Source organism: Pseudooceanicola endophyticus (assembly GCF_018760365.1).
GTDB lineage: Bacteria > Pseudomonadota > Alphaproteobacteria > Rhodobacterales > Rhodobacteraceae > Pseudooceanicola > Pseudooceanicola endophyticus.
Genome location: NZ_JAHIAB010000005.1, coordinates 55,418 through 77,330 on the forward strand (window position 1 = coordinate 55,418; position 21,913 = coordinate 77,330).

Annotated in this window: 22 protein-coding genes; 15 read left to right on the forward strand and 7 right to left on the reverse strand. The window is 68.7% G+C overall.

What is annotated here, in order from left to right:
- Nucleotides 1-18: 18 nt before the first annotated feature.
- From cutA to cobA, 4 genes are all read right to left on the reverse strand, one after another.
- Nucleotides 19-336 carry a divalent cation tolerance protein CutA gene (gene cutA, locus KM176_RS10465; RefSeq protein ID WP_160896992.1) on the reverse strand — a complete coding sequence of 106 codons (318 nt, stop codon included), beginning with the start codon at nucleotides 334-336 and terminating at the stop codon, nucleotides 19-21.
- Complete coding sequence (locus KM176_RS10470) at nucleotides 333-1,562, reverse strand: MFS transporter (protein WP_160896993.1); 1,230 nt, start codon at nucleotides 1,560-1,562, stop codon at nucleotides 333-335. Before KM176_RS10470 ends, cutA begins: the two co-directional genes overlap by 4 nt.
- 139 nt (nucleotides 1,563-1,701) lie before the next feature.
- The gene (locus KM176_RS10475; protein WP_160896994.1) at nucleotides 1,702-2,991 is read right to left on the reverse strand and encodes a cobyrinate a,c-diamide synthase; all 1,290 of its coding nucleotides are present in this window, start codon (nucleotides 2,989-2,991) and stop codon (nucleotides 1,702-1,704) included.
- A complete protein-coding gene (cobA, locus tag KM176_RS10480) occupies nucleotides 2,988-3,836 on the reverse strand; it encodes a uroporphyrinogen-III C-methyltransferase (RefSeq protein WP_160896995.1) in 849 nt (282 codons plus the stop codon). The genes KM176_RS10475 and cobA overlap by 4 nt, the downstream gene beginning before the upstream one ends.
- Nucleotides 3,837-4,031: 195 nt before the next feature.
- On the opposite strand from cobA, the gene KM176_RS10485 reads away from it, so the two are divergent.
- From KM176_RS10485 to KM176_RS10505, 5 genes are all read left to right on the forward strand, one after another.
- Complete coding sequence (locus KM176_RS10485) at nucleotides 4,032-5,069, forward strand: cobalt-precorrin-5B (C(1))-methyltransferase (RefSeq protein WP_160896996.1); 1,038 nt, start codon at nucleotides 4,032-4,034, stop codon at nucleotides 5,067-5,069.
- A complete protein-coding gene (locus KM176_RS10490; protein ID WP_160896997.1) occupies nucleotides 5,066-5,794 on the forward strand; it encodes a cobalt-precorrin-6A reductase in 729 nt (242 codons plus the stop codon). The genes KM176_RS10485 and KM176_RS10490 overlap by 4 nt, the downstream gene beginning before the upstream one ends.
- Nucleotides 5,791-6,414, forward strand: coding sequence for a DNA-3-methyladenine glycosylase family protein (locus KM176_RS10495; protein WP_160896998.1), 624 nt, complete (start codon nucleotides 5,791-5,793; stop codon nucleotides 6,412-6,414). The genes KM176_RS10490 and KM176_RS10495 overlap by 4 nt, the downstream gene beginning before the upstream one ends.
- Entirely contained in the window at nucleotides 6,411-7,076 is a 666-nt protein-coding gene (locus tag KM176_RS10500) for an alpha/beta hydrolase (protein WP_160896999.1), read from the forward strand. The genes KM176_RS10495 and KM176_RS10500 overlap by 4 nt, the downstream gene beginning before the upstream one ends.
- 87 nt (nucleotides 7,077-7,163) lie before the next feature.
- A complete protein-coding gene (locus tag KM176_RS10505) occupies nucleotides 7,164-7,667 on the forward strand; it encodes a MarR family winged helix-turn-helix transcriptional regulator (protein ID WP_160897000.1) in 504 nt (167 codons plus the stop codon).
- A 30-nt stretch (nucleotides 7,668-7,697) separates the two neighbouring features.
- On the opposite strand, the gene KM176_RS10510 is transcribed toward KM176_RS10505, so the two are convergent.
- Complete coding sequence (locus tag KM176_RS10510; RefSeq protein ID WP_160897001.1) at nucleotides 7,698-8,126, reverse strand: VOC family protein; 429 nt, start codon at nucleotides 8,124-8,126, stop codon at nucleotides 7,698-7,700.
- 245 nt (nucleotides 8,127-8,371) lie between these two features.
- Here KM176_RS10510 and KM176_RS10515 point away from each other — a divergent pair, with 245 nt between their 5' ends.
- The gene (locus KM176_RS10515) at nucleotides 8,372-8,959 is read left to right on the forward strand and encodes an HNH endonuclease (RefSeq protein ID WP_160897002.1); all 588 of its coding nucleotides are present in this window, start codon (nucleotides 8,372-8,374) and stop codon (nucleotides 8,957-8,959) included.
- Nucleotides 8,960-9,046: 87 nt separating this feature from the next.
- On the opposite strand, the gene KM176_RS10520 is transcribed toward KM176_RS10515, so the two are convergent.
- Nucleotides 9,047-9,667 carry a YitT family protein gene (locus KM176_RS10520; RefSeq protein ID WP_160897003.1) on the reverse strand — a complete coding sequence of 207 codons (621 nt, stop codon included), beginning with the start codon at nucleotides 9,665-9,667 and terminating at the stop codon, nucleotides 9,047-9,049.
- Between the two features lie 8 nt (nucleotides 9,668-9,675).
- Nucleotides 9,676-10,446, reverse strand: a complete 771-nt coding sequence (locus KM176_RS10525) for a GntR family transcriptional regulator (RefSeq protein WP_215558777.1) — start codon at nucleotides 10,444-10,446, stop codon at nucleotides 9,676-9,678.
- A gap of 322 nt (nucleotides 10,447-10,768) precedes the next feature.
- Between KM176_RS10525 and KM176_RS10530 the strand changes: the two genes are divergently transcribed.
- From KM176_RS10530 to KM176_RS10570, 9 genes are all read left to right on the forward strand, one after another.
- Nucleotides 10,769-12,394 carry an ABC transporter ATP-binding protein gene (locus KM176_RS10530; protein WP_160896085.1) on the forward strand — a complete coding sequence of 542 codons (1,626 nt, stop codon included), beginning with the start codon at nucleotides 10,769-10,771 and terminating at the stop codon, nucleotides 12,392-12,394.
- A 211-nt stretch (nucleotides 12,395-12,605) separates the two neighbouring features.
- Entirely contained in the window at nucleotides 12,606-13,103 is a 498-nt protein-coding gene (locus tag KM176_RS10535) for a MarR family winged helix-turn-helix transcriptional regulator (protein WP_160896084.1), read from the forward strand.
- Nucleotides 13,094-13,804 (forward strand): SDR family NAD(P)-dependent oxidoreductase, encoded by a 711-nt coding sequence (locus KM176_RS10540; RefSeq protein ID WP_202397978.1) that lies wholly within the window; start codon nucleotides 13,094-13,096, stop codon nucleotides 13,802-13,804. The genes KM176_RS10535 and KM176_RS10540 overlap by 10 nt, the downstream gene beginning before the upstream one ends.
- A gap of 1 nt (nucleotide 13,805) precedes the next feature.
- Entirely contained in the window at nucleotides 13,806-15,137 is a 1,332-nt protein-coding gene (locus KM176_RS10545; protein ID WP_160896083.1) for an NAD(P)/FAD-dependent oxidoreductase, read from the forward strand.
- 99 nt (nucleotides 15,138-15,236) lie between these two features.
- Nucleotides 15,237-16,889, forward strand: a complete 1,653-nt coding sequence (locus tag KM176_RS10550; protein ID WP_160896082.1) for a peptide ABC transporter substrate-binding protein — start codon at nucleotides 15,237-15,239, stop codon at nucleotides 16,887-16,889.
- 104 nt (nucleotides 16,890-16,993) lie between these two features.
- Entirely contained in the window at nucleotides 16,994-17,944 is a 951-nt protein-coding gene (locus KM176_RS10555) for an ABC transporter permease (RefSeq protein WP_160896081.1), read from the forward strand.
- A gap of 11 nt (nucleotides 17,945-17,955) precedes the next feature.
- Nucleotides 17,956-18,837 (forward strand): ABC transporter permease, encoded by an 882-nt coding sequence (locus KM176_RS10560; RefSeq protein WP_160896080.1) that lies wholly within the window; start codon nucleotides 17,956-17,958, stop codon nucleotides 18,835-18,837.
- 1 nt (nucleotide 18,838) lies between these two features.
- Nucleotides 18,839-20,164: an NAD(P)/FAD-dependent oxidoreductase gene (locus KM176_RS10565; RefSeq protein ID WP_160896079.1), complete on the forward strand. Its 1,326-nt coding sequence runs from the start codon at nucleotides 18,839-18,841 to the stop codon at nucleotides 20,162-20,164.
- A 54-nt stretch (nucleotides 20,165-20,218) separates the two neighbouring features.
- Nucleotides 20,219-21,571, forward strand: coding sequence for an NAD(P)/FAD-dependent oxidoreductase (locus KM176_RS10570; protein ID WP_160896078.1), 1,353 nt, complete (start codon nucleotides 20,219-20,221; stop codon nucleotides 21,569-21,571).
- Nucleotides 21,572-21,913 lie beyond the last annotated feature (342 nt).

Below are 21,913 nucleotides of genomic sequence, written 5' to 3' on the forward strand. Positions count from 1 at the left end.
ATTAGGGTGGGCACGCGATCAGGCCGGGTCGCGGGTTTCGGAGCGGACCCAGGCCTCGTGATCGGGATTGGCCTCGACCTGCCAGTGCTGCAGCGCGGGAATGGCGTAGGAATGCAGGCTGCGCACCACCGCCTCGACCTCGCGCGCCAGCGCGGGCCGGGTGAGCAGGGTCAGGGGGAACTCCTCTTCCTGCACGATCCTGCCATCGCGGCGAAACAGCGCCGCCTGGGCCATGCCGCGCGATGCCTGGGCGATCAGCCGCGCCTCGAGCAGGGTGGAGGAGATCCGGTCGGCCTCTTCCAGGGAGGCGCAGAACAGGGTGATTTCCAGGATCATCGTGCGGGGGCCTCGTCCTTGGGGCGCAGCACAAGCCAGATCAGCGCGCCGCCCGCCAGCGCGATCAGCGGCGCCATGGCCAGGTTGACCGCCGTCCAGCCAGCCTGCGGGCTGCCGCCCGAGCAGTTCATCAGCCCGCCCGAGGCCAGCGAGGCCAGCGTCACGCCGCCGAAGACGATCAGGTCGTTCAGGCCCTGCATCCGGCCGCGTTCGGCGGGGGTGTGGGAGGCGGCAAGCATCGTGGTGGCGCCGATGAAACCGAAATTCCAGCCGATGCCCAGCAGGACGAGGGCGCCGAAGAAATTGGCGACCTCGACCCCCTGAAGCGCGATGGCACCGGCGCCGGCCAGGATTGCCAGGCCGATGCCCAGGATCTTCTCGACCCCGAAGCGGGTGATCAGCGCGCCGGTGAAGAAGCTGGGGATGTACATTGCCAGCACATGCGAGGTCACGATGTCGGCGGCGGTGTCGCGCCCGTAGCCGCAGCCGACCACGGCAAGCGGCGTCGAGGTCATCACCAGGTTCATCAGCGCATAGGAGACCATGGCGCAGATCACCGCCACGGCAATGCGCGGGGTGGCGATCAGTTCGCGGCGGGTCCGGCCCGTGGGGGTGCCGGCCTTGGGGGCGTCGGGGCGTGGAATGTCGAGCGCCATGAACAGCCCCACCCCCAGCAGGTTGCAGATCACGATGGCGAGGTAGGTGCCGAGGAAGGGGATCACCATCATGTCGGCGGTCAGCTTGACCAGCTGCGGCCCGATGATCGCGGCGGCGAGGCCCCCGGCCATCACGTAGGAGATCGCCTTGGGGCGGAAGCTTTCGGAGGCGGTATCGGTGGCGGCGAAGCGGAAGAAGCCCTGGGTCGACATGTAGACCCCGGTCAGCAGCGAGCCCAGCAGGAAGACCGGGAAGGAGGCGAGGTAGAGCCCGATGGCCCCCACCAGTGCCCCGAGGCAGCCAAAGGCGGTGCCGGTCAGGAAACCCGCGCGGCGTCCGAAGCGCTGCATCAGGGCCGAGACCGGCGTCGCCGCCAGCATCGAGCCCAGCACGATGAGCGAGATCGGCAGGGTGGCGAAGCAGGGATTGCCGGCCAGGCTTTGGCCCGCAAGGCCGCCGATGGTGAAGATCATCGGCATCTGCGCCCCCAGGATCGCCTGGGCGAGCACGAGGACGGCCACGTTGCGCTTCGCGCGGGTATCGTCGGGGAGGAGGGCGGCGTCGGTCATGCGCCAAGGCCTAGCCCGGGTTTTGCACTGCGGCAAGGGGCGGGCGTTGCGCGGGCTGCGGCGAATGGCGCGCCGGGGCGCGCCAGCCTCCGGCGGGGATATTTTTGGCCAGATGAGAGAGCCGGGGTGGTTCGGGGTGTCAGCGGCGGTCGATGAGATGGGCGAAGCTGCCCATCGCATGGCCCCGGATCAGGCCCATGGGCGGGAGGGGCGTGCCTTCGGCATCGCGGGCCTGGAAGAGGGGCGTGCCTTCGGCGCGCAGCGTGGTGGCATAGTGGAACTCGTGCCCCGCCCAGGAGCCGGCGAAGGGCGCCTGGGTCGTTGTCAGGGTGCGGTAGCCCAGGTGCAGGCGGCGGGTGGCAAAGCTGGTGTCCAGCGGCAGCAGGCCCGCCATGCGGTGGGTCGTGCCTTCGGCATCGGTCAGCGTCTCGCCCAGCAGCATGTAGCCGCCGCATTCGCCGTAGAGGGGTTTGGTGGAGGCGTGGCGGCGCAGGCTGTCGAGGGTGGTGCTGTTGGCGGCAAGGCGGCCGGCGTGCAGCTCCGGGTAGCCGCCGGGGAGGAAGGCGAAATCGGCGTCGGGGACGGGATCGTCGGCGAGCGGCGAGAAGAAGGAGAGCGTGGCGCCCATGGCCTGCCAGTGCCGCAGCTGGTGCGGATAGGCGAAGGCGAAGGCGGCGTCCCGGGCCACGGCGATGGTCTGGGCGGGGGGCGGCAGCAGCGGGGCTTCGGGGGCGTCGGGCAGGGGCCGGGCGAGGGCGCGCAGGGTATCGGTGTCGAAGGGGGCGTCGCCGGGGGTGCCTTCGGAAAGGGCGTCGGCAGCACGGTCGAGGAAGGCCGAGAGGTCTCCGGTCTCTTCCGCCTGCACGAGGCCCAGGTGGCGCGAGGGCAGGGCCAGGTCGGCACGCCGTGGCAGGGTGCCCAGCACCGGCAGGCCCAGCGGGGCCAGGGCCTTGCGCAGCATCGCCACGTGGCGGGCGGAGCCGGTGCGGTTGAGGATGACGCCCGCTATGCAAACCTGCGGGTCATGGTTTGCAAAGCCGGCGACCAGCGGTGCGATGCTTTGCGCCATGCGGCCCGCATCGACCACCAGCACCACCGGCAGGCCCAACTGGCGGGCGAGGTCGGCGACGGCGCCGCGCCCCTCGGGGGGGGCGCCGTCGAAGAGGCCCATGGCGCCCTCGATCACCAGAAGATCGGCGGGATCGGCACTGGCGAGCTGGGCGATGCGGGCGGACGCCATGGCCCAGGCATCGAGGTTGAGCGAAGGGGTGCCGCAGGCGGCTTCGTGAAAGCGCGGGTCGATGTAGTCGGGGCCGGATTTCGCACCGCGCACCTTCAGCCCTTGCCGGGCGAGATGGCGCAGCAGCGCCAGCGTCAGGGTGGTCTTGCCCGCGCCCGAGGAGGGCGCGGCGAGGATCAGCCCCTTCACAGGGTCTCGGCCGGCAGGCCGCGTCCGAGCGGATCGAGGTTGCGGGGGCTTTCGCCTGCCGCCAGCGCCTGCCAGTCCAGCACCTGACGCATCAGCACAGAGCGCCCGATGCACAGGATCGCCGGGGGCTCCAGCCCGGAGCTGTCGATATCGTCCGCCAGCCGGCCCAGCGTGGTTTCCAGAACCTGCTGATTGGGGGTGGTGGCGTTGCAGACCACGGCGGCGGGCTCCTCTGCGGGGCGGCCCGCGTCCATCAGCGCCTCGGCGATGCGGCGGGCGTGTTTCATGCCCATGTAGATCACCAGCACCTGGGCGCCTTCGGCAATGGCGCGCCAGTTGAGCGATCCGGGGGTTTCGCCGGACTGGTCATGGCCGGTGACGAAGGTCACCGACTGGTTCACGTCGCGATGGGTCACCGGGATGCCGGCATAGGCCAGCCCGCCGATTCCGGCCGAGATGCCGGGGATGATGCGGAAGGGCACGCCGTGCTGGATCAGCGTCTGGGCTTCCTCTCCGCCGCGGCCGAAGACGAAAGGATCGCCGCCCTTGAGGCGCAGCACGCGCTTGCCGGCGCGGGCCAGTTCCACCAGATGCAGCGAGATGTCGCGCTGTTTGGCCGAGGGTTTGCCGCCGCGCTTGCCGGCGTAGACATGCTCGGCCTTCGGGGCCCAGGACAGGATCTCTTCGGACACCAGGGCGTCGTAGATCACCACATCGGCCTGGCGCAGCGCGTTCAGCGCATGCAGCGTCAGCAGGCCGGGATCGCCGGGACCGGCCCCGCAGAGCCAGACCCAGCCGGGTTCGAGGACCGGCCAGGCGCCGGAGGGAAGCATCGAGTCGTTCATGGTGCGATTATGCGCGCGGGCGCCGGCGCGGGAAAGAGGGGGAGCGGAATAAGTCTTGGGGTCCGGGGGCTTGGGGCGGCGTGGGAGATCGGGCCCCGGCTCGGCTGTCCCGCCGGGAGGATGATCCCGAGGTCAGAGCCGGGATGGACCAGATTCCCGTGGCGTCCGGGGCGGCGCGCCCTATGATCGCGCCCGATGAGCCGGATGCCCCAGACCCCCCTGCGCCGTGGCTGGACCACGGGCGCCTGCGCCACCGCTGCCCTGAAGGCGGCGTTGCTGGCGCTGTGGGACGCGGCGCCGGACAGGGTCTCGATCACCCTGCCGCGGGGCGAGGTGCCGGTTTTCGACGTGGCCGAGCTGCGTCAGGGGCCGGGCTGGGCCGAGGCGGGGATCGTCAAGGATGCGGGCGATGATCCGGACGTGACCCATGGGGCGCTGATCCGGGTGCGGGTGGTGCCGGGGGGCGCGGGCATCCGGTTTCGCGCCGGCGAAGGTGTGGGCACGGTGACGCGCCCCGGCCTGCCGCTGGCGGTGGGCGAGCCGGCGATCAACCCGGTGCCCCGGCAGATGATGGAAGAGGTGCTGCGCGATCTGGCGGCGGCGCGGGGCCGGGATCTGGATGCGGAGATCACCGTGTCGATCCCCGGCGGCGCGGCGCTCGCGGCGCAGACCTGGAACCCGCGCCTCGGTATCCTGGGCGGGCTTTCTGTGCTGGGGACCACGGGCGTGGTGCGGCCGTTTTCCTGTTCGGCCTGGATCGCCTCGATCCACCGGGGGGTGGATGTGGCGCGGGCGGCGGGGCTTTCCCATGTGGCGGGCTGTACCGGGGCGACCTCGGAGCGGGTGGTGCGGGGGCTGCATGACCTGCCCGAGATCGCCATGCTGGACATGGGGGATTTCGCCGGGGGGCTGCTGAAATACGTGGCCGCGCATCCGGTGGCGCGGGTGAGCATCGGTGGCGGGGTCGGCAAGCTGGTGAAGCTGGCGCAGGGGGCGGGGGATCTGCATTCGGGGCGCTCTCAGGTGGATTTCGCGCGGCTGGCAGCGGATCTGGGCGTGGCCGAGGTGGCCGGGATGCGCACCGCGCTGGAGGTGCTGGAGACGGTGCCGGGCTTTGGGGCCTATGTCGCCGAAGGGGCCCTGGGCGAGGTGCGGCGGCGGCTGGGGCCGGGAATTGCCGCCGACGTGGTGGCGATCGACCGGGCCGGAACCATCGTGGGGCGCGCGGGATGATCCTGCTGCTGGGCGGCACGGCAGAGGCGCGGGTGCTGGGGGGCAAGCTTGCCGAGGCGGGCAGGCCCGCCGTCGTCTCGCTTGCGGGGGCGGTGCTGCGCCCCGCCCCCCAGCCCCTGCCCACACGGATCGGCGGGTTCGGCGGCGATGCGGGCTTTGCGGCGTACCTGATGTCCGAGCGGATCAGCGCGGTGCTGGACGCGACGCATCCCTTTGCCGCGCGGATCACCGCGCGCGCGGCGCGGATCTGCGGCGATCTGGGCCTGCCCTATGCCCGGCTGTCGCGGCCCGGCTGGCAGGAAGGCCCCGGGGATCATTGGCACCGGATCGACCGTGCGGAGGAGGCGGCGCGGATCATTCCCGAGACCGCCCATGTCTTCCTGGCGTCGGGGCGGCTGGGGCTGGCGGCCTTTGCGGGGCTTGCGGGGCGGCAGTTGACCGTGCGGGTGGTCGAGGACCGGGGCGATCCCTTTCCCCATCCGAACGGGCGCTGGCTGGTGGCGCGTCCGCCCTTCACGCAAGCCGCCGAAGTGGCGCTGTTCCGCGATCTGGGAATCGACTGGATCGTCGCGAAGGAGTCGGGCGGGTCGGGGCGGGCCAAGCTGGACGCGGCGCGGCAGCTCGGCCTGGGTGTCGTGCTGCTGAACCGTCCGCCCGAGCCGCCGGGCGTGCCGCTCTTCCGTGACGTGGAGAGCGCGCTGCACTGGCTGGAGGCCCTGCCATGACCCGGATCGAGACGCTGGAGGATGTCGCCGAGGGGGTGGCCTGGCTGGCCGCGCGCGATCCCGGCATGGCGCGGATCGCGCAAACCCTGCCGCTGCCGCCGCTGCGCCGCCGCCCGCCGGGCTATGCGGCGCTGTTGCAGATCATCACCGGGCAGCAGGTCTCGACCGCCAGTGCCGCCGCGATCTGGGCGCGGCTGGAGGACGCCGGCCTGACCGAGCCGAATGAGGTTCTGAAGGGCGGCGAGGAGGCCCTGCGCAGCTGCGGCCTGTCGCGCCCGAAGATCCGCTATGCCCTGGCCATTGCCGAACGCGCGCCCGATTTCGCCGCCCTCGCCCGGCAGCCCGGGGAAGAGGTCATCGCGGCGCTCATCGCGCTTCCCGGCATCGGGCGCTGGTCGGCCGAGATCTATGCGCTGAGCGCCCTTGGCCACGGCGATGTGCTGCCGGCGGGCGATCTGGCCTTGCAGGAGGCCACGCGCCTCCTCTACGGATTGGACGCACGGCCGGGCGAGGCCGATCTGCGCGCGCGCGGCCTGCTGTGGTCGCCCTGGCGCAGCATCGCCGCCCGCCAGCTCTGGAGCTGGTACCGGGCCGAAACGAAAAGAGAAGGGCTGCAATGACACGGGTTCTGAACGCGGAAAGACGCGAGGCACTATCGGGAGAGACGCGCTCGGCCGTGGTTTTCCTGCATGGCTACGGGGCGAATGGCGCCGATCTGCTGGGCCTGGCCGATCCGCTGGGCGAACACCTGCCCGACACGATGTTCATCGCCCCCGACGCGCCCGAAAGCGTGCCCGGTGCGCCCTTCGGCTTCCAGTGGTTCCCGATCCCCTGGATGGATGGCTCCTCCGAGGAGGAATCCGAGCGCGGCCTGCTGGCGGCGGTCGAGGACCTGAACGCCTTCCTCGATGCGCTGATGGTGGACGAGGACCTGCTGCCCGAACAGGTGGCGCTGGTGGGTTTCTCGCAGGGGACGATGATGTCGCTGCAGGTGGCGCCGCGCCGCGAGGATCCGCTGGCCGGGGTCGTCGGCTTCTCGGGGCGGGTGCTGCGCCCGGAACTGCTGGAGGACGAGGTGCAATCGACCTTCCCGGTGCTGCTGGTGCATGGCGACATGGACGAGGTGGTGCCGCCGCAGAACCTGCCCGTGGCCATCGAGACGCTTCAGGGTGCCGGCTTCAAGGAGGTCTTTGCCCATGTCGAGAAGGGCACCGGCCATGGCATCGCCCCGGACGGGCTGTCGGTGGCGCTTGCCTTCCTGCGTGACAAGTGCGGCTTCTGAGCCGCGCTTTCCGGTGATCCCGCGGCCGCCGCGCCGCGGGGGTACGGCGCTGTTGCACGGTGTCCGGGCCGGGGATAGAACTCCCGCATGACGATAAACCTGGATACCATCCTCTACCGTTGGATCAACAGCGTGGCCTTCCTGTCGCGCAAGCACATGGCCGAGCTTTTCGGTGCCAACGGGCATGACGTGACCCATGAGGAATGGGTCTACCTGCTGATCCTGTCGGTGGAGGGCGAGCGCAGCGCCAGCGAACTGGCCGAGGCCACGGCACGCGATCGCACCACGGTGACGCGGATCCTCGACGGGCTGGTGCGCAAGGGGCTGGTCAGCCGCAACCAGGACACCGGGGACCGGCGCCGCTGGGTGACCCAGCTGACGGAGAAGGGCCGTTCTTCCATGGACGAGCTGCTTGTGCTGGCCCGCTACCTGGACGGCCACACGATGCGCGGCGTCTCGGCCGAGGACCTGGAGGTCACGGTGCGGACCCTGCGCCACATCACCGGCACCCTGTCCGAACCCGCCATGGCGCTGCTGATGCGGCGCGGCGATGTCCTGCGGCTGGATCCGGACCCGGGCCCGGCGGATTAGCTGCGCCGGTTTGCCTGCGCAGCCTAGGGATCAGGCATCGGGGAACCACAGGCGCGGTTCCGAGAATTCCAGCGAATTGCCGGCGGGATCGCGGAAGTAGATCGAACGCGCGCCGTTCGGCCAATGGAAATCCGCCTCGATCGCGATGCCGCAGGCCGACAGGCGATCGGCCCAGGCCTGGATCTCGGGGGCGGTGGCGGCGAAGCAGACGTGGCCTTCGCCCGTGGCGCCATGCGGCGGCACCGGCAGCGACAGGTCCGAGGCGCCCAGCTGCGTCGCATCGGCCCGGAAGATCAGCAGCATCATCGGCCCGATGCGGAAGAAAACGTGGCGCCCCTCGGCGCGGGTGACGCGCTGCAGGCCCAGGACCGTACCGTAGAAATTCTCGGCCGCGCCCAGGTCGTCGGCGTAAAGCGCGGCTTCCAGCAGGGCCTGCGGGGCAGGGATCGTCTCGGTCATGGCAGCGTCTCCTGGCAAACTGCTCCTGATGTAGGCGGGACAGCGGGCATTTCAGCCCCCGGGACATGCGCATTACCGGAACGTTTGTCATTTGTGCGTTACCAGGGGAGGATAGGTGTTCCTGCGGATATCTATATATCATGAGGCTTGTCAGGTTATTGCCGCGATATATAGTTGAACCAAGCTGGGGCGGGTTCCCCGCTCTGGTGCCAATGCAGGCAGACAGGGCAGGAACGGAGTCGCAGATGGACGGAGATTTCAGAACGGAATTCGTGAGAGAGCCAGCGGCTCTGAAACAGCACCCGGCCTTGGTGCTGAACGCGGATTACCGCCCCCTGTCATATTATCCCCTCTCGCTCTGGCCCTGGCAGGAGGCGATCAAGGCCGCCTGGCTCAACCGGGTCGACATCGTGGCCGAATACGATGCCTGGGTCCGAAGCCCCAGTACCGAGATACGGATCCCCTCGGTGGTCGTCCTGAAAGATTTCGTCCAACCCAGAAAGCGCGTGGCCTTCACGCGCTTTAATCTTTTTCTGAGGGATGAATTCCGCTGCCAGTACTGCGGATCGAAGGGCGATCTGACCTTCGATCACGTCGTGCCGCGCGCCTCGGGGGGCATCACCTCCTGGGAGAATGTCGTGGCCGCCTGTGCGCCCTGCAACCTGCGCAAGGGCTCGAAAAGCCTGCGCAAGGCCGGCATGTCGCTGCGCAAGCCGCCGCGCGCGCCCGTCGCCGACGAGCTGCGCAACCAGGGCCGCAAGTTCCCGCCCAACCATCTGCACGAAAGCTGGATGGACTATCTCTACTGGGATGCCGAGCTGGAGCAGACCTGAGGCGCGCCGCGCGGGCTCCCAGGGGGGGCGCCACGAAAAGGGCCGCCCCCGAAGGGACGGCCCGGATCCAGGGCGGCGTGCGCGGGATCAGGCGGCTTCGGCCGCAGCTTTGCCCTGCACCTGGTGGATGCGGAAGTTCCAGGCGATCACCGCGTTCAGCACCACGGCGCCGATGAAGGAATAGATCACCGCGCCGAGCGGCAGGAAGATCAGCGCCAGCAGGAAGATCACCGCGTCAAAGCACATCTGGAACCAGCCGGTCTTGAAGCCGGTCCTTTCCTCGATCACCAGTGCCAGGATGCCCAGCCCCCCGGCCGAGGCATTGTGGCGGAACAGCGCGATCAGCCCGACGCCGCAGCAGCTGCCGGCCAGGATCGCCGCCAAGAGCGGCGGCAGGTGGTCATAGGTGATGGTGCGCGACAGCAGCGGTGTCAGCACCGCGATGCCGATCACCGCGACCATTGTGCGCAGGGTGAAGGTGGCGCCGCGGCGGACCCAGGACAGCCAGAAGAACGGCAGGCTGACCAGCAGGAACAGCACCCCGAAGTTCAGCGGCAGCAGGTAGGACAGCAGCACCGACAGGCCCGCAGTCTGCCCGGTGACCAGGCCGCAGGCCTTCAGGAAGGACACGCCGAGGCTGGTCAGCAGGATGCCGAAGGCCAGGCCCTGGGCATCGTAGAGGGAAATCGGGGAACGGAAGTTGGGCATCTGTACTCTCAGAATTCCAGCAGCACATCGTCCGCATGGGCGAAGATGGCCTGCTGATAGAAGGGGCTGCCGTCGCTCAGCGCGGTGCGCGCCTCGATCCGGAAGACCGTCGCTTCGGGTTTCATGTCGAACATCGCCGCCTGGCGCAGGGGCAGGGGCTCCATGGAGACGCGGGTGGTCAGAAGATGCGCCCGCTGTCCCAGCTGTGCCTCAAGATACGTCCTGAGATTGACGCCTTCCAGTTCCGAGAGCTCAATGTCGTCGATGTGAAGCAGGTCTGCCCTGAGGTACATCTCGGCGCCCAGGCTGACGCCATCTCCGGACAATCTGCGGCGGATCACGGTATGGGTTCCGGGCCCCAGATGCGTGCTCCAGGGGCCGGTGTCGTTCGTGCGCAAAATCTCCAGCCGCGTGTCGGTGATCCGCAGCGGTCGGTCGGTCGCGCGCAGCCGGAAGCGGAAGTGCCAGATATTGGGGCCGATCGGTTCGCCATCGGCAACGCGGGTGCCGTCCCCGCGCCGCCGCAGGATCAGGCCAAGGTCCTGAAGCTGGCCGAGGGCGCTTTGCACCGTGCCGAGCGAGACCTGCAGGCGGCGGGCCAGCTCGGCCTCGGGGGGCAAGCGATCCCCGGGGCCGACCAGGCGGTCCCGCAGCGCCGAAAGCAGGGCCTGGCGCAGGGCGCTGCGCTTGGTCTCGCGCGGGTTGCGTTCGCGTTCGTGCTCCATCCGCTCGCGCAGCGCGTCGCAGAGGTCCGGGGCTTCGCTCGGGGGGGCTGTCACGCGGCGCTGTCCTTCTTCCTGGTGGCCTGGGGCTGTCCGGGCTCTGGGGGATCTAGATGCCATCAACCTGGCGGGGCGGCAATGTTTGCCGCGGCAGGGAAGGGCGCGCCCCGGATCTGCCCGCCGGGGCAAGCGGCAAGGTCACTGCGGCAGGCCGGCCCGGCGGGGTCCGGCTGAGGCATTTTTCGGCGATCCGCCCTCCGGTGCCGCATTCGCGGGCGGGCGGGGCCGCGCCGGGGCGTGCCGCGCAGGCGCCCGTTGCCATCGCGGGCCGGGCGGCCTTGGCTGGCGGGGCATAATAACAATAGACGACGAGTATCCGATGACCTCCAATGCCACGGGCCCCGCGCCCGTCCTCTCGGTGCGCGACCTCTCTGTCGCGCTGCCGGGCAACCATGACCGACCCTTTGCCGTCCAGGACATCAGTTTCGATCTGATGCCCGGAGAAATCCTGTGCATCATCGGCGAAAGCGGCTCGGGTAAATCCGTCACCGCCAATACCGTCATGGGGCTCTTGCCCGATGTCATGACGGTTGCGCGGGGCAGCATCGATTTCCGGGGCCAGGCGCTGCTGTCGCTGCCCGAGGATGCGCTGCGCCGGCTGCGCGGGCGCGCGGTGTCGATCATCTTCCAGGACCCGCTCTCGGCGCTGAATCCGCTGATGACCATCGGCGACCAGATCCGCGAGGTGCTGGACGCCCATGACGTCGGATCGCCCGAGGTCCGCGCCGCCCGCGTGGTGGAGATGCTGAGCGAGGTCGGCCTGCCCGATCCGGCGCTGATCCAGCATCAATACCCGTTCCGGCTGTCGGGCGGGCAGCGCCAGCGGGTGATGATCGCCATGGCCCTGGCGCTGGATCCCGACGTGCTGATCGCGGACGAGCCGACGACGGCGCTGGACGTCACCACCCAGGCCCAGATCCTGGAGCTGATCCGCCGGATCCAGAAGCGCAAGAACATGAGCGTCATGTTCATCACCCATGATTTCGGCGTCGTGGCCGAGATCGCCGATCGGGTGATCGTGATGGAGAAGGGCCGGCTGGTCGAGCAGGGGACCGCTGCCACGGTGCTGCAGGCCCCGGCCCATCCCTATACCCGCAAGCTGATCGCCGCCGTGCCCACAATGCGCGAGACCGACCGCGACCGCGCGCAGACGCGCCCCGTCGCGCTGGAGGTGAAGGGGCTGCAGAAGACCTACCGTACCCGCAGCGGCTTTCTGGGCCGGATGCGCGAGGTGAAGGCGGTGGACGACATCAGCTTCACCCTCCACAAGGGCGAGACCCTGGGCATCGTTGGCGAAAGCGGCTCGGGCAAGTCCTCCATGGGCAAGGTTCTGATGAAGCTGATCTCGGCGGATGCCGGAGAGATCCGCTTTCAGGGCGAGAACACGCTGGCGCTGGACGAGGCCGCCTTCCGCCCGCTGCGGCCGCGCATCCAGATGATCTTCCAGGATCCCTATGCCTCGCTCAACCCGCGCTTCACCATCGGTCAGGCGCTGACCGTGGGGCCGACCGCGCACCGCCTGCTGACCCGGCACGATGCCCGCCGCAAGGCGGAGGGGCTGCTGGAACAGGTGGGGCTCGATCCTTCGGCCTTCGACCGCTACCCGCACGAATTCTCCGGCGGGCAGCGCCAGCGCGTCGGCATCGCCCGGGCGCTGATGTTCGATCCCGAGGTGATCGTGGCGGACGAGGCGGTCTCGGCGCTGGACGTATCGATCCAGGCGCAGGTGCTGGAACTGCTGGACCGGATCCGGAAAGAGCGCCGCCTGGCGATGATCTTCATCACCCATGACCTGCGGGTCGCCAGCCAGATCAGCGACGAGATCCTGGTGATGCACCGGGGTCGGATGGTGGAATACGGGCCGCCGTCGCAGATCTTCCATGCGCCCCGGCATGACTACACCCGCTCGCTGGTCGCGGCGATCCCGGGGGCGGCGGCGGCCTGAGGCCGCCCGGCCCCGGCCGGGGCGAGTCGTCCGGTCGGGACCCGGGACGGATCCACCCTGCCGCCTGCGGCCTCGAAGGCCGCCGGTTTGCGCGAAAATTGCGCTTTGGTTGTTTTTCACAATTAGATGGTTGTGAAATGCAACCTTATGCTTGCCAGGCGCATGGGCTATCGGTCGTCATGACAGCAACATGATACGGAGATCCTCTCCCATGACCCCCGAACACCCCCCTGACGACGATCCCGACATCGAGATCCGCGGCCTCAGGATCGACATCCTCGAGGGTGCCTTCAGCTGGTACATCCGCACGCTTGATGCCGTGGTCTCGCGCGATCTGGATCGCCGCATGGCGCATCTCGAGATCGCGCGCGGCAAGGGCAAGATCACGACGCTGCTGCTGGTTGACGACTATCCCGGCATCCGCCCCTCGCAGATCGCCGACGTGCTGATGCGTGACCGGCCCGCCACGGGCCGGATCATCGACCGGCTGGTGGATGCCGGCACCATTCGACGCGAGGCCGCCCAGGACGACCAGCGCGCCCAGGCGCTGTTCATCACCGACAAGGGCCATGCCCTGGCCGACGAGGTGCGCGAGATCATTCGCTGCCAGGAAGAGGAGTTCTTCGACTTCATAGAGCCGGAGGACCGCGATCAGTTCATGCGCCAGCTCAAGCGCGCCTACCTGAAGATGAGGACCAAATGGGACTGAATTCCGAATGCGTTGCCCTGATTTCCGGTGCCGGACGCGGGATCGGCGCCGCCGCGGCCCGGACCCTGTTCGAGGCCGGCTGGGTGGTGTCCCTGGGGATGCGCCGGCCCGCGATGCCGGACTGGGCCGCCGCCGCGCCCGAACGTGTGCACTGCTTTGCCTACGAGGCCACCGACCCGGGCGCCGCCACCGGATGGGCCGCCGACGTGATGGCGCGGTTCGGTCGGATCGATGCGCTGATCGCCAATGCCGGGGTCATGGTGCCGAAGACCGCGGTCGAGGTCACGGATGCGGAAATGGCGCATCTGCTGGAGGTGAACGTGCAGGCGCCGCGCCGCCTGGCCGCCGCCTGCTGGGAGCCGCTTGCGGCCTCGGGCCGGGGGCGGGTGGTGCTGCTGGGCTCGCTCTCGGGCAAGCGGGTGAAATCGCCGGGCTCGGGCGCCTATGCGGTGTCGAAATTTGCCGTCGTCGGCCTGGCCCATGCCCTGCGCCATGCCGGGTTCGAACGCGGCATCCGCGCGGTGGCGGTCTGCCCGGGCTTCGTGGCCACCGACATGGCCGCCGGGATCACCGACCGGCCCGCTGAAACCATGACCCAGCCGGAAGATCTGGCGCGGGTCATCCACATGCTGATCGACCTGCCCAACGAGGCCAGTGTCGCGGAGTTCTGCGTTAACTGCCAGATCGAGGAGTCCTTCTGAAATGCCCGGTCCCTTTGTCAATCCGTTCCACGGCGATACCGACCTGCCGAAAAAGGTCGACGTGGTCGTCATCGGGGGCGGCATCATCGGCACCTCGACCGCGCTTGAACTGGTCGAACGCGGCTTCAAGGTGGCGCTCTGCGAAAAGGGCGGCATCGGTCACGAACAGTCCAGCCGCAACTGGGGCTGGGTGCGCATCACCCGCCGCGACCCCCGCGAAGTGCCGCTGATGGCCGAGGCCCTGCGCCTCTGGCCCGGCATGGCGGAACGCTGTGGCCGCGACCTGGGCTACCGCCGGTCTGGCATCGCCTTTGCCTGCGCCACCGAGAAGGACTTTGCCCAGCACGAGAAATGGCTGGAGAACCTTCAGGACTACCAGATCGAAAGCCGCATGGTGACGGGGCAGGAGCTGGAAGACCTGTTCCCCGGCAACAAGATGAAGATCAGCGGCGCGCTCTATACCGCCGCCGATGGCCGGGCGGAACCGCAATGGGCCGCCCCGGCCATTGCCGAGGCGGTGCGCGACCGTGGCGGTCATGTGATGACCGAATGTGCCGTCCGCGGGATCGAGACCCAGGCCGGCCAGGTCTGCGGCGTGGTCACCGAACGCGGAGAGATCGCCTGCGAACAGGTGGTGCTGGCGGGCGGTGCCTGGTCCAGCCTCTTTGCCCGCAACACCGGGCTGCGGCTGCCGCAGCTCAAGGTGAAGAACTCGGTCATCCGCACCAAGCCGCTGGAAGGCGGGCCCGAGGTGGCGCTGTGGAACGAGGGCTTCTCGATCCGCAAGCGCTCCGACGGCGGCTATACCATCGCCGACGGCTTCCGCAACGTGGTCGACATCGTGCCCGACAGCTTCCGCTTCATGCGCGATTTCATGCCCGCGCTTGGCGCCGAATGGAAATCGCTGCTGCTGCGCGCCGGCGGGCGCTTCTTCGACGAGGCGCGCATCCCCAACCGCTGGAAACTGGATGAGGCAAGCCCCTTCGAATACTGCCGCGTGCTGGATCCGAAACCTGCGTTCAACCTTCAGGACCAGGCGCTGGACAACCTGCGCAAGGCCTTCCCGGTCTTCGAAAAGGCCGAGATCGCGCAACGCTGGGCCGGTGCCATCGACGTGACGCCCGATGCGGTGCCGGTGATCTCCGGCATCGACAGCGTGCCGGGCTTCTTCATCGCCACCGGCTTTTCGGGGCACGGTTTCGGCATCGGGCCGGCGGCGGGACGGCTTGCGGCCGATCTGGTCAGCGCCCGTGCCCCGGTGGTCGATCCCGCGCCCTTCCGCTTCTCGCGCTTCAGCGACGGCTCGAAGATCGAGATCATCAGCGGCTTCTGAACCCGGTGCCGCCCCCCTCGGGGCGGCATCCTTCCGGCGCCTGAAAGCGGGCGGGGGCCGGGGGCAGACAAAACCCGCATGCCAACAGGGAAAGCGACAATGACAGAGAAGAAGAATGCGACCTTCATGAACCGCCGTCAGGCGATCTCTCTCCTCGGGGCGGCGGGCGTCATGGCGCCGGCGATGATCGGGCGCGACAAGGCCTTTGCCGCCAATGCCGATCCGTCGGGCCAGCTGACGCTGGCCTTCTCTCAGGAACCCACCGTCTTCAACCCCCTGATGCCGCATATCGAGGTCGACGAGGGGGTCTACTACGCGGTCTTCGATCCGCTGTTCGATTTCGATCCCGATGGCAATTTCTTCCCGATCCTGGTGGCCGAGGTCCCGACGGTCGCCAATGGCGGCATCTCGGCCGATGGCCTGCAATGGAAGGTCAAGCTGAAGCCGGGCGTCACCTGGCATGACGGCACGCCGTTCACCGCCGAGGACGTGAAATTCTCGCTCGAGCTGACGATGGACCCCGATTTCCGCTCGTTCCGTTCGACCGGCTACAAGTTCATGCAGAACATCACCGCCGTTTCCGACACGGAGCTGACCTGGGAAATGAGCGAACCCTTCGCGCCGATGGCGGCGATTCTGGCCTCGACCTACATCATCCCGAAACATGCCTTCGACGGGGTGGCCGACAAGAACACCGCGCCGTTCAACAATGCGCCGATCGGCACCGGGCCGTTCAAGTTCAAGCAGCGCATGGCCGGCGATCACATCGAGTTCGAGGCCAATACCGACTACCACATGGACGGCCCCTACCTGAAGACGCTGATCATCAAGTACGTGCCGGATCTGAACGTCATGTACACCCAGTTCAAGTCGGGCGACATCGACGTGATCGGCCTGCAGTACATCAGCCCCGACCACCTGGGCGAGGCGGAAAAGCTGCCGGGCAAGGTGGTCAAGCTGGCCGGTGCCGCGACCTTCGAATCCATCGGCCTGAACATGACCAAGCCGCAGTTCCAGGACCCGGCGGTGCGCAAGGCGCTCTACATGGCGCTCGACAAGGCCTCGATCATCGACGCGCTCTATTACGGCGTGCCGAAACCGACCGAAACCTACATGCCGCAGCAGTCCTTCTACTACAATCCCGACCTGCCCAAGCACGAGTTCAGCATCGAGAAGGCCAATGCCCTGCTGGACGAGGCCGGCTGGAAGAAGGGGGCCGACGGCATCCGCGAAAAGGACGGCGTGAAGCTGGCTTTCACCAACTCCACCACCGCCGGCAACCACCTGCGCGAACAGGCCCAGCAGTTCTTCCAGCAGACTTTTGAGCAGATCGGCGTCAAGGTCACCATCAAGAACTTCCCGCCGGCCGTGATGTGGGGCGACTACTGGATGAATTCCGAGTTCGACTCTGTCGTGGTCGGGCTGAACTGTCTGGCCGGTGCCGATCCCGACACCTCGGACTACTTCATGTCCACCATGTCGCCGATCCGGGGCGGTTCGGGGCAGAACACCTTCGCCTACCAGAACCCCAAGGTCGACGAACTTCTGGTCAAGGGCGCGGCCAGCTTCGTGCCCGAAGAGCGCAAGCCGATCTACCAGGAGATCCAGCAGATCATCCGCGACGACCTGCCGTTCCTGCCGGTCTTCCAGTACGCGCTGATCAAGGGCTGGAAATCGGATGTCAGCGGGGTGGAGCCGAACGTGAACAACCGGATCGACACCTGGAACGTGCGCGACTGGAAGCGCAGCTGATCCGATCCGACGCTGGGCGCCGCGGGGCCTGACCCGCGCGCCCGGGGCCGCCGTTTCCGGGCGGCGGCCCGCCTTGCCACCCCACGTCGCAAAGGGCATCCGGCATGTTGCGCTATATCACCTCCCGGCTCGGCCAGAGCCTTATCCTGCTGGTCATCGTTTCCTTCATCGGCTTCGCGGTGCTGACCCTTGCACCGGGCGGGCCGCTGTCGCAATTCGCGCTGAGCCCGGGGATGACTCAGGAACAGATCGCCAAGATCGCCGCGCAGATGGGCCTCGACCGGCCGCTGCCGGTGCAGTATTTCGACTGGCTGCGCCACCTGGTGGTGGGCGACTGGGGCACCTCCTACCGCGACGGCCAGCCGGTGCTGGCGGTGATCGGCAGCCACCTGTTCGCGACATTGCTGCTGATGGGCACGGCCACCGTGATCTCGGTCAGCCTGGGCAGCGCCATCGGCATCGCCAGCGCCCTGCGGCGCGGCACCGCCTTCGACTACACCATGGCGGTTCTGGCCATGGTGGCCCTGTCGATCCCGACCTTCTGGTTCGGCCTGATCGCGATCTACGCCTTCTCGCTGCAGCTGGGCTGGCTGCCGGCGGGCAACATGTACACCGTGGGCGACGGATCGGTGCTGGATTACCTGCGCCACCTGATCCTGCCGGCGGTGGTGCTGGCGCTGGTCGATGTCGCGGTCTGGAGCCGCTACATGCGGACCTCGACGCTGACGGTGATCAATCAGGACTTCGTGCGCACCGCGCGGGCCAAGGGGCTGACCCGGCGCCGCATCCTCTTCAGGCATATCGTCGGCAATTCGCTGGTGCCCATGGTGACGCTGGCGGGCCTGCAGCTGCCGACGGTGCTGGGCGGCGCGCTGGTGACGGAGACCGTCTTTACCTGGCCGGGCATGGGGCGGCTGTTCCTCGATAGCCTCGGCTATTCCGACTACCCGGTGGTGATGGGGCTGCTGATGGCCTCGGCCATCCTGGTGCTGCTGGGCAACCTGGCCGCCGACCTGATCGTCGCGCTGATCGACCCGCGCATCCTGCTGGACTGAAGGAGGCTGACATGACCGCCATGACCACCGAACCCGCCCGTCGCCCTCCGTTCCTGAAATCCCGCGCGCTGCGCCGTTTCGTCCGGCACCGCCTGGCGCTGGTGGGCCTGGTCATGGTCGTGCTGCTGAGCACGGCCTGTTTCCTGGGGCCCCACCTGCTGGCCTATGACGAACTGTCGATCGACCTGCGCGCCCGTTTCGCGCCGCCCTTCAGCGGGGCGCATATCTTCGGCACCGATCCGCTGGGCCGCGACATTGCCGCGCGGCTGTTCCATGCCGGGCAGATCTCCATGGCGGTGGGCTTTTCGGTGATGATCATCGCCACCTGCTTCGGCTCCGTCATCGGGGTGGTCTCGGGCTATTACGGCGGCAGGACCAGCGCCGTGCTGATGCGGGTCGTCGATGCCTTCCTGTCCTTCCCCTCGGTCTTCCTGCTGCTGGCGCTGGCGGCCTTCATCCAGCCGGGGCCGGTGATGATCGCGCTGATCATCGCCTCGACCAGCTGGATGGAAGTGGCCCGCATCGTCGAGGCCGAGGTGAAATCGCTGCGCAACCAGGACTTCGTGCAGGCCGCCCACATGCTGGGCCTGACGGGCCGCTGGATCATGTTCCGGGAACTGCTGCCCAACGCCATCGGTCCGATCATCGTCGCCGCCACCCTGACGGTGGCCCGCGCCATCCTGCTGGAGGCCTATATCAGCTTCCTCGGCTACGGCATCCAGCCGCCGCTGCCCAGCTGGGGCAACATGCTGAACGGCGCCCAGCAATACCTGCAATCGGCGCCCTGGCTGGCGATCGTGCCGGGCCTTGCGATCACCATCGCGGTGACCGGGTTCAACTTCATCGGCGACGGGCTGCGCGATGCCTTCGACAGCCGCACGCAGGAGCACTGAGATGGCGCCACGGTTTTCCGACTTCACCGCGACGCTCTGGTACGCCACTGCCCCCGCCGCCCCGGCAACCGGCCCCCTGCAGGGCGAGCTGCGCGCCGATGTCTGCATTGTCGGTGCCGGGTATTCCGGCCTGACCACGGCGCTTGAGCTGGCGCGGCAGGGTGTCTCGGTGGTGGTGCTGGAGCGGGCAGAGCTGGGTTTCGGCGGCTCGGGGCGCAATGCCGGGCACTGCACGCCCACCTTCACCCATTTCAGCCTGCCGGAGCTGCGCAAGGTGCTGGGCACCCCCTGGGCCGAGCGGCTGATCCGGCGCCAGACCCGCGCCAATGACAAGGTTGCGGAGATGGTGCAGCGCCATGCCATCGACTGCGAATGGGAGCAGAACGGCTATGTGCAGGGCGCGCTGTTCCCCTCGCATCTGAAGACCCTGCGCGGCCACATGGAAAGCTACAACGCGGTCGGCGCCCGGACCCGGATGCTGGACCGCGACGAGGCGGAGGCGATCACCGGATCGCCCCGTTTCTACGGCGGCTGGCTGCACGAGGAAGCCGGTGGGGTCAACGCGCTGGCCTATGCGCGCGGGCTGGGGCGCGCGGTGCTGGAAGAGGGCGGGCAGGTCTTCACCGGGTCGGGCGTCACCGGCTGTACCCGGGCGGAGGGCGCCTGGCGCGTCGCCACGCCCGGCGGGGCCGTGCTGGCGGAAAAGGTGATCTACACCACCGGGGCCTATACCGTCGCCGGCTGGCCGAAACTGGAAGAGACCTTCCGCATCATGCGCGTCTTCGTGGCCGCGACCCAGCCGCTGTCCGCGGAAAGCCAGGCGGCGGTGCTGCCCAGGCGCACCACCATCCAGGACGGGCGCGGCGACATCTACGTCTACAAGTACAACCGCGAGAACCGCATCGTCGCCTCGATGTTCCCGATGGGCGCGCGGGGCCGCAATCCGGCCTATACCCGGCAGGTGCTGTCGGACCGGCTGCGCTGGCTGCATCCCGGCCTGAAGGAAGAGCTGCGGTGGGATTTCTTCTGGTACGGAGAGCTTGACATGCAACGGCTGACGGTGCCGCGCCTCTACGGGCTGGCGCCGGGCGTGGTGGCGATGACCGGGCTGTCGGGGCGCGGCGTGCCCACCGGTTCGATGCTGGGCGGCATCCTGTCGGACTGGGCGCTTGGCCGGCCCGAGGCGGATCTCGACCTGCGGCTCGAACCGCTCAGCCGGCAGCCGCTCTACATGAGCGTCGCGCCGCAGGCCGCCCTGCGCGGCTACCGTCTGCGCGACAGGCTGCGCGCGCTGCGCCAGAAGGCGCCGCTGCCGCCCCATGCCTGATTTCAGGATCAAGACCCAGGGCGCCCGCGTGGCGCCGAACCAAGGAGCAGACCCATGCCTGGACCGAAGCCGGATCCGGTCGTCAACACCCCCGAATTGCCGGCGCACGCCGATGTGGTGATCATCGGCGGCGGCATTGCCGGCGTCGCCACCGCGCTGGAACTGGCCGACCGCGGCCTCAAGGTGGCCCTGTGCGAGAAGGGCCATATTGCCGGAGAGCAATCCAGCCGCAACTGGGGCTGGGTGCGTCTGACCCATCGTGACCGGCGCGAACTGCCCCTGATGGTGGAAGCGCAGCGCCTGTGGCAGGCGATGGATGCGCGTATCGGCGCCGATACCGGCTACGTGCGCTGCGGCGTCACCTATACCACCGCCACCGCCCAGGCCTTCGAGGCCGAGCGGTCCGCGCTGGAAGACCTGCAGCCCTACCAGATCCCGGCCCGGCTGCTGAACCGCGAAGAGGCGCTGGCCCAGTTCCCGGGCCTTTCGCTTGATATAACCGGGGCGCTGCACAACCCCTATGACGGGCGGGCCGAGCCGCAGAAGGCGGTGCCGGCGATGGCTCGGGCGGTGCAGGCGCGGGGTGGCAGCGTGCATCAGGACTGCGCGGTGCGCGTGGTCGAAACCGCCGCAGGGCGGGTTTCCGGCGTGGTGACGGAAAAGGGCCGCATCGCCTGTTCGGCCGTGCTGGTTGCCGGGGGCGTCTGGTCGCGGCTGTTCCTGGGCAACCTGGGGATCGCGCTGCCGCAGCTGCGCACCAAGGGCAACGTGCTGCGCACCGATCCGGTGCCGGACGGGCCCGAGGGGACGCTGAAGTTCCGCGATTTCACGATGCGACGGCGCGCCGATGGCGGCTATACCATCGCCTCGGCGCTGCCCAGCCGCTACCAGCTGACGCCCGACAGCTTCCGCCTGCTGAAGGCCTTCCTGCCGACGCTGCGCAACGAATGGCGCAATGTCAGCCTGGGCCTGGGTCCGGCCTTCTTCGAGGCGCTGCGCACCCCGCGCCGCTGGAGCGCGACCGAGGTCAGCCCCTTCGAACGCGCGCGCGTCCTGGATCCGGTGCCGGACGAGACGCAGATCGACCGCGCGCTCGAGGTCATCCGGGAGGCCTATGAACCGTTCCGCACTGCCACCGTGGCGCAGAAATGGGCCGGCTACATTGACGTCCTGCCCGACATCATTCCGGTGATCTCCGGGACGGAGGGGGTGCGCGGCGGAATTCCGGGCCTTTACGTCTCGACCGGGTTCTCGGGGCACGGTTTCGGGCTGGGCACCGGGGCCGGGCGGCTGGCTGCCGACCTGATCACCGGCGCCGCTCCGATCGTCGATCCGGCGCCGTTCCGGTTGCACCGGTTCAGCGACGGTTCGGGCATTCGCCCGACGGAAGGCGTGATCCAGCGCTGATCCGGGGCCGAGGCGCGGCCCGCCGGACGCGGGTCGGGTTCTTCGTCGTCTTGAACGACTCGATAATTCAGCTTATGTTAATACGAGGATCGGCCCGGACACCCGGACGATCCGGGTACGGAGGGCGCCGTCGCAGGCCGGCCCGCCTGCCCGAAGGGACCTCGGCGATGGATGTCGTCGCAGTCACTGCGTTCGGATGCGGTCGGGGGCATAGGCCCTGCGGCCGTCATCCGTATAAGCCGTACCCAGAGCAAGATCCTGGCCCGGGCGACCAAGCCGGGCCGCTTCTCCGATGCGCCGATCCGTCCGCCCCAGTCGGGACGGCGCGCTTTGGACGCGTTG

Coding starts and splice junctions, on each gene's coding strand:
- KM176_RS10490 (WP_160896997.1), top strand. CDS start 5,066: ATGATCCTGCTGCTGGGCGGCACGGCAGAGGCGCGGGTGCTGGGGGGC.
- KM176_RS10540 (WP_202397978.1), top strand. CDS start 13,094: ATGGGACTGAATTCCGAATGCGTTGCCCTGATTTCCGGTGCCGGACGC.
- KM176_RS10505 (WP_160897000.1), top strand. CDS start 7,164: ATGACGATAAACCTGGATACCATCCTCTACCGTTGGATCAACAGCGTG.
- KM176_RS10530 (WP_160896085.1), top strand. CDS start 10,769: ATGACCTCCAATGCCACGGGCCCCGCGCCCGTCCTCTCGGTGCGCGAC.
- KM176_RS10555 (WP_160896081.1), top strand. CDS start 16,994: ATGTTGCGCTATATCACCTCCCGGCTCGGCCAGAGCCTTATCCTGCTG.
- KM176_RS10485 (WP_160896996.1), top strand. CDS start 4,032: ATGAGCCGGATGCCCCAGACCCCCCTGCGCCGTGGCTGGACCACGGGC.
- KM176_RS10470 (WP_160896993.1), bottom strand. CDS start 1,562: ATGACCGACGCCGCCCTCCTCCCCGACGATACCCGCGCGAAGCGCAAC.
- KM176_RS10520 (WP_160897003.1), bottom strand. CDS start 9,667: ATGCCCAACTTCCGTTCCCCGATTTCCCTCTACGATGCCCAGGGCCTG.
- KM176_RS10510 (WP_160897001.1), bottom strand. CDS start 8,126: ATGACCGAGACGATCCCTGCCCCGCAGGCCCTGCTGGAAGCCGCGCTT.
- KM176_RS10565 (WP_160896079.1), top strand. CDS start 18,839: ATGGCGCCACGGTTTTCCGACTTCACCGCGACGCTCTGGTACGCCACT.
- KM176_RS10495 (WP_160896998.1), top strand. CDS start 5,791: ATGACCCGGATCGAGACGCTGGAGGATGTCGCCGAGGGGGTGGCCTGG.
- KM176_RS10570 (WP_160896078.1), top strand. CDS start 20,219: ATGCCTGGACCGAAGCCGGATCCGGTCGTCAACACCCCCGAATTGCCG.
- cobA (WP_160896995.1), bottom strand. CDS start 3,836: ATGAACGACTCGATGCTTCCCTCCGGCGCCTGGCCGGTCCTCGAACCC.
- KM176_RS10560 (WP_160896080.1), top strand. CDS start 17,956: ATGACCGCCATGACCACCGAACCCGCCCGTCGCCCTCCGTTCCTGAAA.
- KM176_RS10545 (WP_160896083.1), top strand. CDS start 13,806: ATGCCCGGTCCCTTTGTCAATCCGTTCCACGGCGATACCGACCTGCCG.
- KM176_RS10515 (WP_160897002.1), top strand. CDS start 8,372: ATGGACGGAGATTTCAGAACGGAATTCGTGAGAGAGCCAGCGGCTCTG.
- KM176_RS10500 (WP_160896999.1), top strand. CDS start 6,411: ATGACACGGGTTCTGAACGCGGAAAGACGCGAGGCACTATCGGGAGAG.
- KM176_RS10535 (WP_160896084.1), top strand. CDS start 12,606: ATGACCCCCGAACACCCCCCTGACGACGATCCCGACATCGAGATCCGC.
- KM176_RS10550 (WP_160896082.1), top strand. CDS start 15,237: ATGACAGAGAAGAAGAATGCGACCTTCATGAACCGCCGTCAGGCGATC.
- cutA (WP_160896992.1), bottom strand. CDS start 336: ATGATCCTGGAAATCACCCTGTTCTGCGCCTCCCTGGAAGAGGCCGAC.